General features: G+C 41.1%; 12 protein-coding genes. 7 read left to right on the top strand and 5 right to left on the bottom strand.

Features of this window, described 5'->3' with window-relative positions; genetic code table 11:
* Positions 1 to 115: 115 nt before the first annotated feature.
* Positions 116 to 1495: an NADP-specific glutamate dehydrogenase gene (gdhA, locus tag ACH8E3_RS08470; protein ID WP_458632188.1), complete on the bottom strand. Its 1380-nt coding sequence runs from the start codon at positions 1493 to 1495 to the stop codon at positions 116 to 118.
* Between the two features lie 411 nt (positions 1496 to 1906).
* On the opposite strand from gdhA, the gene ACH8E3_RS08475 reads away from it, so the two are divergent.
* Entirely contained in the window at positions 1907 to 2884 is a 978-nt protein-coding gene (locus tag ACH8E3_RS08475) for a Gfo/Idh/MocA family protein (RefSeq protein WP_458632189.1), read from the top strand.
* Here the strand turns inward: ACH8E3_RS08475 and ACH8E3_RS08480 are convergent.
* Together ACH8E3_RS08480 and ACH8E3_RS08485 are read right to left on the bottom strand one after the other, a co-directional pair.
* On the bottom strand, positions 2881 to 3567 hold the full coding sequence (locus tag ACH8E3_RS08480; RefSeq protein WP_458632190.1) for a CidB/LrgB family autolysis modulator: 687 nt from the start codon (positions 3565 to 3567) through the stop codon (positions 2881 to 2883). The genes ACH8E3_RS08475 and ACH8E3_RS08480 overlap by 4 nt on opposite strands.
* Positions 3564 to 3992 carry a CidA/LrgA family protein gene (locus ACH8E3_RS08485; protein ID WP_458632191.1) on the bottom strand — a complete coding sequence of 143 codons (429 nt, stop codon included), beginning with the start codon at positions 3990 to 3992 and terminating at the stop codon, positions 3564 to 3566. Before ACH8E3_RS08485 ends, ACH8E3_RS08480 begins: the two co-directional genes overlap by 4 nt.
* A 118-nt stretch (positions 3993 to 4110) precedes the next feature.
* Between ACH8E3_RS08485 and cidR the strand changes: the two genes are divergently transcribed.
* From cidR to ACH8E3_RS08505, 4 genes are all read left to right on the top strand, one after another.
* Positions 4111 to 5016: a cidABC operon transcriptional activator CidR gene (cidR, locus tag ACH8E3_RS08490; protein WP_458632192.1), complete on the top strand. Its 906-nt coding sequence runs from the start codon at positions 4111 to 4113 to the stop codon at positions 5014 to 5016.
* 137 nt (positions 5017 to 5153) lie between these two features.
* The gene (locus tag ACH8E3_RS08495; RefSeq protein ID WP_458632193.1) at positions 5154 to 5627 is read left to right on the top strand and encodes a MarR family winged helix-turn-helix transcriptional regulator; all 474 of its coding nucleotides are present in this window, start codon (positions 5154 to 5156) and stop codon (positions 5625 to 5627) included.
* Positions 5621 to 7348: an ABC transporter ATP-binding protein gene (locus tag ACH8E3_RS08500; protein WP_458632194.1), complete on the top strand. Its 1728-nt coding sequence runs from the start codon at positions 5621 to 5623 to the stop codon at positions 7346 to 7348. Before ACH8E3_RS08495 ends, ACH8E3_RS08500 begins: the two co-directional genes overlap by 7 nt.
* Positions 7345 to 9234, top strand: a complete 1890-nt coding sequence (locus tag ACH8E3_RS08505) for an ABC transporter ATP-binding protein (RefSeq protein WP_458632195.1) — start codon at positions 7345 to 7347, stop codon at positions 9232 to 9234. The genes ACH8E3_RS08500 and ACH8E3_RS08505 overlap by 4 nt, the downstream gene beginning before the upstream one ends.
* A gap of 123 nt (positions 9235 to 9357) precedes the next feature.
* Here ACH8E3_RS08505 and ACH8E3_RS08510 read toward each other — a convergent pair whose 3' ends face one another.
* Together ACH8E3_RS08510 and ACH8E3_RS08515 are read right to left on the bottom strand one after the other, a co-directional pair.
* Positions 9358 to 9522 (bottom strand): hypothetical protein, encoded by a 165-nt coding sequence (locus ACH8E3_RS08510; protein ID WP_458632203.1) that lies wholly within the window; start codon positions 9520 to 9522, stop codon positions 9358 to 9360.
* Between the two features lie 77 nt (positions 9523 to 9599).
* Complete coding sequence (locus tag ACH8E3_RS08515) at positions 9600 to 11141, bottom strand: FAD-dependent oxidoreductase (protein WP_458632196.1); 1542 nt, start codon at positions 11139 to 11141, stop codon at positions 9600 to 9602.
* Between the two features lie 291 nt (positions 11142 to 11432).
* Here ACH8E3_RS08515 and ACH8E3_RS08520 point away from each other — a divergent pair, with 291 nt between their 5' ends.
* Complete coding sequence (locus tag ACH8E3_RS08520) at positions 11433 to 13238, top strand: sensor histidine kinase (protein WP_458632197.1); 1806 nt, start codon at positions 11433 to 11435, stop codon at positions 13236 to 13238.
* Positions 13238 to 14374, top strand: a complete 1137-nt coding sequence (locus ACH8E3_RS08525) for a response regulator (protein WP_458632198.1) — start codon at positions 13238 to 13240, stop codon at positions 14372 to 14374. Before ACH8E3_RS08520 ends, ACH8E3_RS08525 begins: the two co-directional genes overlap by 1 nt.
* The last annotated feature ends 112 nt before the right edge of the window (positions 14375 to 14486 follow it).

Here is a 14486-nt window from a genome sequence, read left to right on the forward strand (position 1 = left end):
TAGAAAAAGACCCCCCATATGATTATGCTCGCTCAAATTCAAGAAGTCAAAAAAGGCATCCCACCAACCAGCATGTGTGCTGATTGTGGAATGCCTTTCTTTGGTTAAGAAATGATTAAATGACACCTTGAGCTAACATAGCGTCGGCAACTTTAGTGAATCCAGCAATGTTGGCACCTACGACAAGGTTACCTTCATATCCGTAGGCTTCAGCTGCTTCAGCACAGTTCTTATAAATATCGATCATGATCTCATGTAGTTTGTTATCCACTTGTTCAAAGGTCCAAGCCAATCTCATACTATTCTGAGACATCTCAAGTGCGGATACGGCAACTCCACCAGCATTCGCTGCTTTAGCAGGTCCAAAGAGAATACCATTCTCAAGGAATACATCAATGGCAGCTAATGTAGATGGCATGTTTGCACCTTCAGCTACAGCTTTTACACCATTCTTCACAAGTAATTTAGCTGCTTCCTCGTCAATTTCATTCTGAGTCGCACAAGGAAGGGCAATATCGCAAGGAATCGTCCAGATGCCTTCACACCCCGGATGGAAGGTAGCGTTTGGATGCTCTTTGATATATTCGCTGATACGTTCACGATCGACTTCTTTAATTCTTTGAACGGTTTCTAAGTTGATCCCATCTGGATCATATACATAACCGTCAGAGTCACTACATGCAACTACTTTCGCACCGAATTGAGTCGCTTTTTCAATGGCATAAATGGCCACATTTCCTGAACCAGATACGACAACCGTGCTACCTTCCATCGTTAGTGATTGAGCTTGTAGCATTTCATTTACGAAATATACCGTACCGTAACCTGTTGCTTCTGGACGAGCTAAGCTACCGCCGTAAGTAATTCCTTTACCTGTTAGAACACCAGCTTGGTTACCGCCATGGATTCTCTTGTATTGTCCGAACATGTATCCGATTTCTCTAGCTCCGACACCGATATCACCAGCTGGGACGTCTGTATCTGGACCAATATATTTATAAAGTTCTGTCATGAAGCTTTGAGTGAATCTCATGATTTCACCATCTGATTTTCCTTTAGGATTGAAATCCGATCCACCCTTACCTCCACCAATAGGTTGACCTGTAAGTGAGTTTTTGAATGTCTGTTCAAATCCTAGAAATTTGATAATACTTGAGTTCACGGATGGATGGAAGCGAAGTCCACCTTTGTAAGGTCCGATAGCACTATTGAACTGAACTCGGTAACCACGGCTAACTCTTACTTTACCTACATCATTTACCCAAGGTACTCTAAACGAGATAAGTCTTTCGGGCTCAACTAGTCTTTCTAAAATGCCGCCTGTGATATACTTCGGATGTCTCGCTAACACTGGAACAAGAGAATCCAATATTTCCTTTACCGCTTGATGAAATTCCAATTCATGTGGATTTCTCATTTGTACCGTTTCAAACATGTGATTCACATATTGCTTAGCCACTACCTCAGATGGTTCGTTTACCCTTAAAAAAGTCATAATAGCATCTCTCCTCAATACGTTTTATTTTCTCTATTTGTTAGTGAAATTATACACTTTTTAAGGGGTACTACAACACTATTACTTGATATTTAGCCATTTGATTTTTTTATTGGCATGTAACGGTTTCTTTTATGCAACCTGAATAACGTAAGGTATACAAGGGAATTTCGTGATATAATAGCGCTATCAATAGTAATAAGTAATAAGTTGAGACCGAGTATATTAATACATAATTATGTGTATAAATTCCCGAGGTGATGCTGTGAGTGAATGAATATGTAAATCCCCAAGGTAAGTTCAATTGTATAATTTATATGATAAAAGTGATGTGACTTATGCTGTTTATGCCGTTAAAAAAGAGAATGAATGAAATGAATATATCAATGAATGTCGAAAGGAAGATATCATATGAAACAATTGCGAATAGGTATAATTGGCACGGGATGGTTCTCCCAAGTTCATGCGGATCACTTAATGGCTATGGAAGGTGTAAAGCTTCAAGCTATATGTGGCAGTCATGTGGACAAGGGGATACAAATGGCCAGCAAATATGGAGCGATTGGATACGGGGACCTTACGATGATGTTGGAATCCGAACAACTGGATGCTGTATATATCTGTGTTCCACCGATGGCACATGGTGTGATCGAAGAAGAATTAATTAAGAGGGGAATTCCCTTTCTAGTGGAGAAGCCCATTGGAATTAATGCTGAACTACCTCGTCATCTATTAACACAGATTGAAGCTAAATCACTTATGACCTCCGTAGGCTATCATCTTCGGTACCATGATACTGTCGATCAGATGAGACAATTACTTCGTGAGCAGAAGGTCGGTATGGCCTTAGGGCAATGGATGGATAGCATGCCAGGTGTGGCATGGTGGAGACGTCAAGAGGGATCAGGTGGACAATTCATTGAACAGACAACACATATTGTAGATATGCTGCGATATTGTCTAGGTGATGTTGAAGAAGTGTATGCGATGTATGGTAATCGTGTGATACATGAGCAACATGATCATGTGGGTGTACCAGATGTCGGAACAGTAACGCTTAAACTAAGGAGCGGAATCATTGCTAATGTATCTAATACATGTGTTCTCCCACCTCAGGTGGGTAACTCCGGAATCACATTCTACACAGATGAGGGAATACTAGATTGGAATGTGGGCGAATTGAAGGTTACGACACAGAATAAGACTACGACATATAGCAATAGGAGTAATCCGTATCAAGTGGAGAGCAGCGCATTCATTGAAGCATTACGATCAGGCGATTGCTCCGGCATACGTTCTAATTATGCCGATGCATTCAAGACGCAATTGGTTACCCATGCAGCATTCGAATCTGCGAGTACAGGCTTACCTGTAAAAATTCAGTATTAATGTATTAGTAACATCGACATGAGCGATGGTGCTATACCTAAGGTGATTAAGGCAGCTAGAATCATAGAGATGCTTGAAATCGTACCACTCAGTGAACTAAGCTCAAATGCTTGTGATGTTCCCATGCCATGAGCACTTGTACCAAGTAAGATCCCTCTAGCCACTTCATTGTCAAAATGAAACCATCTTACAACAGACGGCCCCATCATTGTCCCAAGCAGTCCAGTCATGATGACGAATACGGCTGTTATATTAGGAACGCCCCCGATAACCTCTGATACGTTGATCGCAATTGGTGTTGTAATGGAACGTGGAACGAGGCTGGTGACAAGTGAATTGCTGAGATGCATCCATTTTGCAAGAAAGATAGATGAGATCATAGCTGTAATAGAACCAACGAGTACGCTGACGATAATCTCGACGGCGTGCTTTTTTAATACTTTAAAATGCTTATACAAAGGAACAGCAAATGCGACGGTCGCAGGTTGCAACAATTTGGTAAGCCATTGTCCCCCGGTATTATAGGATTCATAGGGTAATCCTACGGAGAGAAGGAAGATAACAAGAACTAAAGGAGTAATCAATAAAGGTGACAGATACACTTTAGGCCATTTCTTATAAATATATTTAACGGAATAATAAACACTAAGCGTTAAGATAAGGTATAGTACGGCAGTCATCATGAAGCACTTCCATTTCGAATGCTCTTGTTGAATACTACTTTATTCGTGGTAGACACTTGTTTTTTTGAACTTCTAATCTTTGAAATTCTACTTGCCATGAGGCCAGTGCTGACCATGACAATAAACGTACTCATGATGACAACAAGTAAGATCTGAAGGCCATCACTCTTAAGCATTGGAATATATTTCATCACGCCAACGGCTGCCGGAATGAAGAATAGAAGTAATTCTGCTAGTAGCCATGTCGCTCCGATATCGATCCATTCTAAACGCACGATATGTGTCTCGAGCAATATGAAGATCACTAGGATACCCACTATGCTTCCAGGTATGTTCCATCCTAGCCAGTGTGTTAATTGATTCATCAGCATGGAGAAGCACATTAAAGCTGCTACCTGCACGATTCCTTTTAGCATATTTCTCATGTGAATCTCCCCTTTCATTTATAATGAAAATTTTACATGACATTCTTTCATAGGTAAAATGAATATATAGAATGACTATCATTCCAATATGGAATGTACATAAGGAGCGAAACCACCAATGGATATACGGCAACTCCAATATTTCATGGAAGTAGCACACCACAAGAGTTTTACGAAAGCGGCAGAAGTACTGTACATCACGCAGCCAACGATCAGCAAGACGATTAAGAATATGGAAGAAGAATTCGATATCGTATTATTTGATCGTTCCAATAAAAAGATCGCATTGACGGACGCCGGAAAGATTATGTATGAACAAGGCCGTCAGATTGTGAAGTCCTTCCAGAACCTTTCATCTGAACTACAAGATTTACAGAACTTGAAAAAGGGACATATCCGAATTGGCTTGCCCCCCATGGTAGGTTCTAGCTTCTTCCCAGAAGTGATTGGACAGTTCCATGAACAATACCCCGATGTCACCATTCAAATCTTTGAGGATGGGGCTAAAAAAGTAGAAGTTGATGTAGAGAGCGGATTGTTAGATATAGGTGTGACGGTATTGCCGACGAACCTCGATCTCTTCCATTCGTTTACTTTTGTGGAGGAAAAGTTAATGCTGCTAGTCCATCCAACACATGCTTTAGCACAACAAGATACCGTTTCACTAAAGGCACTCGAAGGCGAACCATTCGTATTATTCAGGGAAGACTTTGCGATGCACGATCGCATTATTACTGAATGTGTTCGATTGGGATTTCAACCACATGTTGTCTATGAGAGCTCGCAGTGGGATTTAATAAGTGGTATGGTTGCTGCCAATCTAGGCATCGCCCTGCTTCCAGAGACGATCTGTGATGAAGTAGATCAATCTCGTATCCGCATCATCCCACTTGTGAATCCAACAATCCCATGGCAATTGGGGATGATCTGGCGTAAGGAACGTTATCAGTCTTTTGCAGCACAGGAATGGATAAATTTCACACAGAGTATTCTGACGGGCAATCGTGATACTAAGGAAGAGTAGTGGAAGTCACGTGCTCTATATTTGAGATGAGAACTTAAACTTGACATCGGATTTCGGATGGATTTATAATACGTAGGCAACCTAATTGTTTGGTTACCTATCTAATTTATATATAAGGAGGATTATGACTTCTCATTATGGAAATATCAACGGCTCAAAAGTTGTTTGTAGCAATGAAGAGGTTGAACAAGGCGGAATATAGAAACCGTTCAATCTCAGGTGTTAAGCATAGCGAGATGATTCTAATGTTCTATGTTAAGAAGACGGCAAAGGCAAATGATGTTGGCATAAGAGTGTCCGAGATTAGCGGATTATTGGGGGTGACCTCACCTACCGTGACCCAGTTACTGAATTCGTTAGAGACCAAAGGCTGGATTGAACGAACTATGGATCAGAAAGATCGTAGAGCGGTTAGGATTAAGCTTACAGCTGAGGGTGAGGATGTTATCCAGAATGCGATACAAGTGACTGAAGTATCTATGAATGAGTTAATTCAGTATCTTGGGCAAGATGATAGTGAGCAACTTATAGAGCTTTTAACGAAGGCTTACCAATTCTATGAGCAGAAAGATACCAACTTGAACCAGAGCGGGGATGAACATTTATGCTAAAAATATTTAAAAATTTAAGTCCCTATCGGCTTCCGATTGCACTTGTACTACTACTTGTCTTCATTCAATCATTATCCGATCTATATTTACCAACATTGATGGCGGATATTGTGGATAAAGGGATTGTGCATGAGAATATCCCGTATATTTGGAAGATTGGTGGAATCATGTTGTTAGTCACAGCAGTTGGTGCCATATCGTCTGTTGCGGCAAGTTATTTCTCTTCGCGAGTAGCCGTGGGCTTCGGGCAGAAATTACGTAGTAAGGTATTCCGTCATGTCCAGAATTTCTCCTTGCAGGAATTCGATAAGATTGGAACGGCATCATTGATTACTCGAACTACGAACGACATCAACCAAGTGCAACAAGTACTAATCATGTTGCTACGTATGATGGTTAGTGCACCGCTGATGTGTATTGGTGGTATTATTATGGCGGTCAATAGAGATGCTAAGCTATCTCTTGTTATTGTATTCGTTATACCAGTGTTGCTTGGGTCAATCGCTATTATCGCACTTAAAGGGCTACCTTTATTCAAAGCGATGCAGGTCAAATTAGATACATTGAACCGTGTTCTACGTGAGAATCTTACCGGGATGCGAGTGATTCGCTCGTTCAATCGTACGAATTATGAAACGAAGCGATTTAATGAAGCGAATGTTGATTTAACGAATACAGCCATCAAAGTAAATAAAATCATGGCGGCGATGATGCCAATTATGATGCTTGTCATGAACTTTGCAACAATTGCTATCGTTTGGTTCGGCGGAATTCGTATCAGTAATGGTGAGATGCAGGTCGGTTCGTTGATGGCATTCATACAATATGCCATGCAAATTATGTTCTCGCTTATTATGTTATCTGTTATCTTCGTTATTGTCCCTCGTGCGTCTGCTTCAGCAACACGGATTAACGAAGTGTTGGATATGGCTCCAGAAATCAATGATCCAGCACAACCTAAGCAAGCGAATCGTGAACATGGATTCTTGAAATTCGAGGACGTCACTTTTCACTATCCAGGAGCGGAACAACCGGCTATTCATCACATTTCATTTGAAGCGGGGCCCGGTGAGACAACAGCGATTATTGGGGGTACGGGTTCAGGTAAGTCCACATTACTTAGTATGATCCCACGTTTCTATGATGTGAGTAGTGGTAGAGTGCTTATTGATGGCGTAGATGTTCGAGAGCTATCCCAAGAACAATTACGAGCTAAGATCGGATATGTTCCACAGAAATCGGTTCTTTTTACAGGAACAATTGCGGATAATATACGCTACGGTAAGCAAGATGCTAGCGATGCTGAGATTCAATTTGCCGCTGATATTGCACAGGCAACAGAATTTATAACAAGTATGAAGGATGGCTTCTTGTCTGAGATTGCCCAAGGGGGCAGTAACGTATCTGGTGGACAGAAGCAAAGACTATCCATTGCTCGTGCACTTGTACGTAAGCCAGAAGTCTACGTGTTTGATGATAGCTTCTCTGCACTTGATTTCAAGACGGACGCTAAGCTTCGTGCTGGACTGAAAGAAATCACGACAGATGCTACAGTGCTATTAGTGGCTCAAAGGGTGAGTACAGTAATGGATGCGGATCGTATTATTGTATTGGATGAAGGAACGATTGTCGGAATAGGTACACATAGCGAATTGATGAATACCTGTGATGTTTATCGTGAAATTGTATCCTCACAGCTATCAGAGGAGGAAAGTGCATGAGTGATCATCATGGAAATAACCAATCTTCACATGGAAATAGACGAGGCGGACCAAGACCTGGTGGCGGTCATCCTGGTGGACCACCTGGCATGGTCATACCCGGTGAGAAAGCAAAAAACTTTAAAGGTTCTTTACGAAGATTGATCCGTTATTTAGAACCTCGGAAAGTCGTCTTAGCATTTATTCTTTTAATGGCTATTCTCAGTACCTTATTTAGTATCGTAAGCCCTAAGATACTTGGTGAGGCAACAACGAAGTTGTTCGAAGGTATCATGGTACCCGGAGCGGAGATTGATTTCGATTTCATTACTCATATATTGATGCTGTTAGCTGGGTTATATATTATCAGTTCGATATTTAGTTATATACAACAGTACTTGATGGCTGGGGTAGCTCAGAAGGTCGTTCTGGATATGCGTACACAGATTAATAGTAAGTTGTCGCGCCTACCGCTTAAATATTTTGACTCCAAGACACATGGAGAGATCCTTAGCCGCGCTACAAATGATGTGGATAACATCAGTACAACGTTACAACAAAGTTTAACCCAACTGATTACATCCGTAGTCACTATTATTGGTGTTATTGTCATGATGCTGTCGATTAGTCCATGGTTAACATTGATCACCATCGTAACGTTGCCACTTAGTGTGTTAGTAGTAAAAGGTGTTGCATCAAGATCACAGAAATTCTTCAAGGGCCAACAAAAGGCCTTAGGTGATTTAAATGGTCATGTTGAGGAAATGTACACAGGACATAACATTGTCAAAGCTTTTGGTAGGGAAGAACAATCGATGAAAGAGTTCGATACGATCAACGAAAAGCTGTATGAATCGGGTTGGAAGGCGCAATTTCTATCGGGTATGATTATGCCTTTGATGGGTCTGGTTAGTAATCTGGGTTATGTATTAGTCAGTGTCGTAGGTGGAATATTCGTTACCAATAAGACAATCACAATTGGTGATGTTCAGGCATTCATTCAATACACAAGACAGTTCTCACAACCGATTGCTCAAACAGCCAATATTGCCAATGTCATCCAATCTACAATTGCATCTGCTGAGCGTGTATTTGAATTGTTGGATGAAGAAGAAGAAGTTCCAGAACTTCAGAATGCCAAGACGATTCAGTATCCACAAGGTGCAGTCCAATTCGAACATGTGAAATTCGGATATAAGGAAGATGCCATCCTGATTGAGGATATGAATATTGATGTAAGACCAGGTCAGACGATTGCCATTGTTGGACCTACAGGTGCAGGAAAGACAACACTTATTAACCTGCTCATGCGTTTCTATGAGTTAAATGATGGAGCAATTAAGATTGACGGGATCAATATTGCAGATATGAAGCGCGGTGATCTCCGCAGTAAGTTCGGGATGGTGCTACAAGATACTTGGCTCTTTAATGGAACGATAAAGGACAATATTGCGTATGGTCGTGAAGGTGCCACAGAAGAGGAAATCATCCAATCTTCGAAGGCAGCACACGCAGATCATTTTATTCGTACACTGCCAGAAGGTTATAATACGATACTGAATGAAGAAGCCTCCAATATATCTCAAGGTCAGAAGCAACTTCTAACGATTGCGAGAGCCATTCTTGCCAATCCGTCTATTCTTATTCTGGATGAAGCGACGAGCAGTGTGGATACGCGTACAGAGATCCACATTCAGAAGGCGATGAATGAATTGATGAAGGGTAGAACGAGCTTTGTTATTGCCCACAGATTATCTACGATAAAGGACGCGGATCTTATTCTCGTTATGAATCATGGTAGTGTGATTGAGAAGGGGAACCACATTGACTTGCTCCATCAAGGTGGCTTCTATGCAGATTTATATAACAGCCAATTCTCCAAAGGCATTCAACAAGACGTAGGATGAATCATCCAAATGAATGAATATTATACGGTATAAATGAAAGACACCCCGCCCGGAATGTCCCTCTGTACTACAGAGGGGAACATCCAAGCTCGGGGTGTCTCTTTGTGTGAAATAACTCTGATCTTAGACTTTCTTGGATTCCGTATCGCTATAAGCTATCGGCTTGGCGATCCACTCATCTGCTTGTGGTTCAATATCCACGCCATTCTCCATTTTCTTTCTCTCCGCAAGAGAATCACCATCTTTATTCATCTGATTACGGACTTGATCATCGGTTTGATGTTCCAATAGGGTTCCTCCTTTGCCAACACTCGATATTGTCGGTTATGACATGGTTAGAATAACCCATTCATCCCGTTATCATACTAGACTAGTTTCTTTAACGGTTCTTGTGCCGGCCCCTCCATAACACTTCCATCATAACCGAATCTTGAACCGTGACATGGGCAATCCCAAGTACGCTCCGCGTCGTTCCATTCTACTTCGCATCCTAGATGTGTGCAGGTCGTATCAACCATATGAAGATGGCCGTCGGTGTCACGGTAAGCACCAGCTCTTTTACCCTGATGTGTCACCACAGCTCCAACATCCTTCTCAAGTTCATCTGCGGTAGTGTATACAATGCCAATCTTACCCGTAATCATTTCTTTGGCTACATTGGCATTCTGAACGACAAAATTCTTAATGCTTGGATCGGCATTGAAGCGTGATGGATCGAAAAGGTCGGAGTAAAGGTTGTCTCGGCTTTGAATGTGATCCGTAATTAATCTCCCAGCGACTGCACTCGTTGTCATACCCCACTTGGCAAATCCTGTTGCGACATAAATACCTTCGTCTTTGGAAGTCATCTGACCGATGTAGGGAACTTTATCGAGCGTAACTAGATCTTGCGTCGACCAACGATAGGGTATGCCTTGATTCCCTAACAATTTCGTGCCGAACGCCTCTAGATTCTCATAATGTCGGTAGGTGCAAATCCCCTGCCCCGTCTTATGGCTTTCTCCACCAATGAGAACGACCTGTTCTCCATGTAATGATGCAGATCTTAAAGAACGTGTAGGCTCATCGACGCTAATATACATCCCACCTGCAAAAGGCGTCTCTGGTTTCATAGCGAGCACATAGGATCGCTCAGCATGCAGACGTGAGAAGAAGAATCCGCCCCCATCACTGAAGGGGAAATGAGAAGCCGACACCAAATGTTGGCATGTAATGATGTGGTTATCCTGAAGCGTTGTAAGTTTGAATGGACGGCCCCCCTCTAGGCGGTTACTCACTGTTGTATGTTCATAGATCTGCCCACCCTGTTGCACAATGACGTCGACAAGGGATTTTAAATATGCTAAGGGATGAAATTGTGCTTGTCCTGGTAATTTAATAGCTCCTGTCGTATGTAACGATATAGGCATATGATCTACCCACTGGCCTGGAATGCCGAGCTTCTCATAAGCTTTGAATTCTTTGATGAGATCTAATTGTGCTTGATTACTTTCCGCATACAAATAGGCGTCTTCTGATTGCCATTCACATGAGATGTTATGTTCTTGTACGGTTCGTGTAATCCATTGTAAGGCATCATCGTTTGCCCGATAGTATTTGGATGCCTGTCCTTCTCCTAGATGTTGAATCAGTTCGTCATAAATCATATGGTGTTGGGTAGTTACCTTGGCTGTTGTATGCGCAGTTGTCCCTTCTAATATCTGACCCGCATCCAATATAGCAACTTTGTATCCTTCTTTAGTTAGCATATAAGCTGTGGTGATACCTGCAATACCACCGCCAACAATGGCTACATCAACGGTGATGTCCTCCTTTAATGATGGAAATGAAGGTAAATCGGAAGTATCTCTCCATAATGATTCTGGAAATGTAGGTAATTGATGTGTAGTATCTGTGGAATGTTTCACATTAGACTCCTCCAAGTTATGTAGTGTTTAAAATTAGTCTGCCTCATTATTTAAGAATTAGTACTATTTATCTAAAATAGAATAAATTTTAATTTCCTTATGCCTTTTTTTGTCACAATTTATTTCTAAGATGTGGGAATAATGATCTGAATTTTGATAAATGACTGGGTAATAGTACTCAAGCCTGCGTAGACAACCCGATGCAGATAATAAAGGAAAGTTGAGAAAAGTGTCGAATATAATTTTTTATATCTAATTCAATGTAAAAATTTATTTCCAGGAGTGCACTTCATGAATCTAGGTGAGTATTTATTTGTTTTATTACTTGTTGCCACATGTCTAATGCTGTTCATTGCCTATCTTTCATTTAGAAAACGGAAGCTTGCGGTGGCTCAATACAGTGCTCTGATGATGTTAGCCGCATCCTTCTATTCTTTTGGCTATGCGTTCGAAATCATAAGCGAAGATATGGAGGATATAAGATTCTGGTTGAATATTGAATATATTGGCATTCCCTTTATAACCACGTTCTGGCTGATTTTCATTATTCATTTCACGGGATATCAAACCCTAATGAAAAGATGGGTATGGATGCTGCTCTTTGTCATACCGATCCTTACATTCGTATTGCAATTAACAAATGATATACATGACCTCTTTTACGAAAATATACGGATGGACTACAGCTCGAGCATACCGACAGTTAAAACGCTTAAAGGTCCATGGTATTGGGTACATATTGTCTATATTTATATTCAAATCATAGTGGGTATGAGTTTATTCGTGTTGATGTATCTCAAAGCAGTGCCACATGCTCGTAAACAAATCATGATTATGATTCTTGGGGCTATAGCACCGTGGATATCTAACGTGGTCTACCTATTTGGGACTTTTGGATTGCATGTGGATTTTACGCCACTCGGATTCACCTTGTCCGGTGTATTGTACGTGTGGGGTATCTATCAGTTCAACCTTCTTAGATTAGCTCCGATTGCATTGCAAAAGGTGTATGAAACGATGCAAGATGGGGTGGTCTTCCTAGATTATGACAACAATATCATTAATTATAATCAAGCTGCCAAAGAGGTGTTTGAAGAGTTACATCATATTAAAGGGAATAAGAATTCGGCTAGTATTGTATTCTCTAATCATCCAGAGCTATTATCCAAAATCATAATCTTAGAAAATAGCGATAGCCAAATTACAATTAGAAATAAAGGAAAAACGAGTTACTATCATTTGAAGGTGTCGGTCATTTATGATAAAGGCCGAATGGCTTTGGGGATAATGCTTTTATTCAGTGATATTACGCAAACGATAGATTACCAAGAAAGGCTACTATTCAATATTAATCAATTGGCAGAGTTAAATGCTTTTAAAGATAAGTTATTTACCGTGGTTGCCCATGACATCCGTGATCCTCTGGCTGTACTGATTAATTTAACGGAAATACTAGAAGAAGAAATGGAGACGGTTGGTAGTGGGAACATCGAGATATTTCAGGAGGTAAGTGGACAGGTAAGATACACATATACATTAGTTGAAAATTTACTAGATTGGTTTAGGAGTACAAGTGGGGAAGTGATGTCAAATCCGTTGACATGGAACTTGGCGCCGATTGTACAGCAGTTTATTCTTTCCATGAGAATACGTAGCGAAATTAAGGAAATTCGAATTAGCTTCAATATAGATGATGAAATTCAAGTATTTGCGGACAAAGAAATACTCCATTTGATTTTACGGAATCTGCTTTCTAATGCCATTAAGTTTACCAACATCGGCGGGACCATCCATATTGGGGCAACAAGGGACGGGGATCAAGTCGTTATCTCCGTCCGGGATACTGGTGTGGGAATAACCCCAGATATCACGAAGACTCTATTTAGTAGAGCAAATGAGTCACCGACTTCAGGTACGCAAGGGGAAAAGGGCACAGGATTAGGTCTTTTCTTATGCAAAGAGTTTGTTCATCTGAACGGCGGAGCGATCTGGGTAGAGAGTGTCCTGGGTGAGGGGAGCACTTTTTTCTTCTCTCTTCCGGTGAATGAAGCGGGGAGAAATATGAAAATATTAATGGAACGGGAGACAGAGCTATAATGAAAGTCATAATCGTTGATGATGAGAAAGCCATGCACTTGATTATGAGGAAAATGCTTTCCAAAATTCCATACATTGAAGTCATAGGCTCATTTCAGAATACGGACTCCGCATCTTTGTTTTTAATGGATCAACGTGCAGACTTGGCTTTTGTAGATATTAGTATGCCTAATGAGAATGGAATGCAGTTTGCCAAGAGGATGACGCAGACGTGTAACCATCTCCAGATTGTGTTTGTAACCTCTCATAAAGAATATGCTATTGACGCATTCGATATCTTCGCATTGGACTATATCGTTAAGCCAATCTCATTGGAACGGTTGGAGAAGACGGTGAGAAGGGCACTAGCCATTCATCCATTATTGGAAGGTAATAAAGATGTTCTGGATGCTAATCACATCTTTATTTATTGTATGGGTGGAATAGAGGTTCGAAGCGGACAAGGAGGCGGGGTGAAATGGACATCTAGGAAGAGTGCGGAGTTATTCGGATATTTGCTATTTCACCGCGGGAGGATGGTATCGAGAGCAAGACTTATGGAAGATATCTTTGGTGGCATGCCGTCAAAAAATGCAGAGACGTACCTCAATACAACCATTTATCAATTGAGAAAGTCTCTTGAACCGCATGGTTTGAAATCACTGGTGAAATCTAACAGGGACAGCTATGGCATAGATATCGTAGATGAGTATATTGATTTTGTTGAATTCGAGGACAAGCTGAAACAATTTGACTTTATTGACGCTTCAAATCTTGACCAGGCGATTGCGGTTGAGGAACTTTTTGTTGGTGATTTATTTGGTGAGAAGGGTTTTCTATGGGCGTTGAATGATATAGAGCGATTTTCGAGGATGTATGTGGTATTTGTTAAGAAATTAGCAATGACGTTGATGAATTATCGTGATCGAGATTCTGTTACAGTAAGACTCCTTCTTAAACTGCTAGCTCGCAATGAATTGGACGAAGAAGTAATCATATTGCTCTTGAATGCATATGCAGCACAGATGGACAGGGGTTCCTTGATCAGACAATATAGGCAATATGTAAAAGTTCTACGAAAAGAGCTTGGAATTGGCCCATCTGAGAAACTAGTAGTTCTGTATTCTCAACTGCTATCCAATCTTAATAGGGTGTGATAAATAATATATCTATTTTTGTGAACCTGTGAGGCTATACGCCACGCAGGTTTTGTCGTTGTGCGCCCAGCATGGGCGCTATCTATAGGGTGTGAGTCCCGAATGGCGAAGG

Source organism: Paenibacillus sp. CMAA1364 (assembly GCF_054373195.1).

What these genes read in the sequence shown, in the direction of transcription:
- cidR (WP_458632192.1), top strand. Translation starts at nt 4,111, where the DNA reads ATGGATATACGGCAACTCCAATATTTCATGGAAGTAGCACACCACAAG.
- ACH8E3_RS08475 (WP_458632189.1), top strand. Translation starts at nt 1,907, where the DNA reads ATGAAACAATTGCGAATAGGTATAATTGGCACGGGATGGTTCTCCCAA.
- ACH8E3_RS08500 (WP_458632194.1), top strand. Translation starts at nt 5,621, where the DNA reads ATGCTAAAAATATTTAAAAATTTAAGTCCCTATCGGCTTCCGATTGCA.
- ACH8E3_RS08505 (WP_458632195.1), top strand. Translation starts at nt 7,345, where the DNA reads ATGAGTGATCATCATGGAAATAACCAATCTTCACATGGAAATAGACGA.
- ACH8E3_RS08480 (WP_458632190.1), bottom strand. Translation starts at nt 3,567, where the DNA reads ATGATGACTGCCGTACTATACCTTATCTTAACGCTTAGTGTTTATTAT.
- ACH8E3_RS08495 (WP_458632193.1), top strand. Translation starts at nt 5,154, where the DNA reads ATGGAAATATCAACGGCTCAAAAGTTGTTTGTAGCAATGAAGAGGTTG.
- ACH8E3_RS08520 (WP_458632197.1), top strand. Translation starts at nt 11,433, where the DNA reads ATGAATCTAGGTGAGTATTTATTTGTTTTATTACTTGTTGCCACATGT.
- gdhA (WP_458632188.1), bottom strand. Translation starts at nt 1,495, where the DNA reads ATGACTTTTTTAAGGGTAAACGAACCATCTGAGGTAGTGGCTAAGCAA.
- ACH8E3_RS08485 (WP_458632191.1), bottom strand. Translation starts at nt 3,992, where the DNA reads ATGAGAAATATGCTAAAAGGAATCGTGCAGGTAGCAGCTTTAATGTGC.
- ACH8E3_RS08525 (WP_458632198.1), top strand. Translation starts at nt 13,238, where the DNA reads ATGAAAGTCATAATCGTTGATGATGAGAAAGCCATGCACTTGATTATG.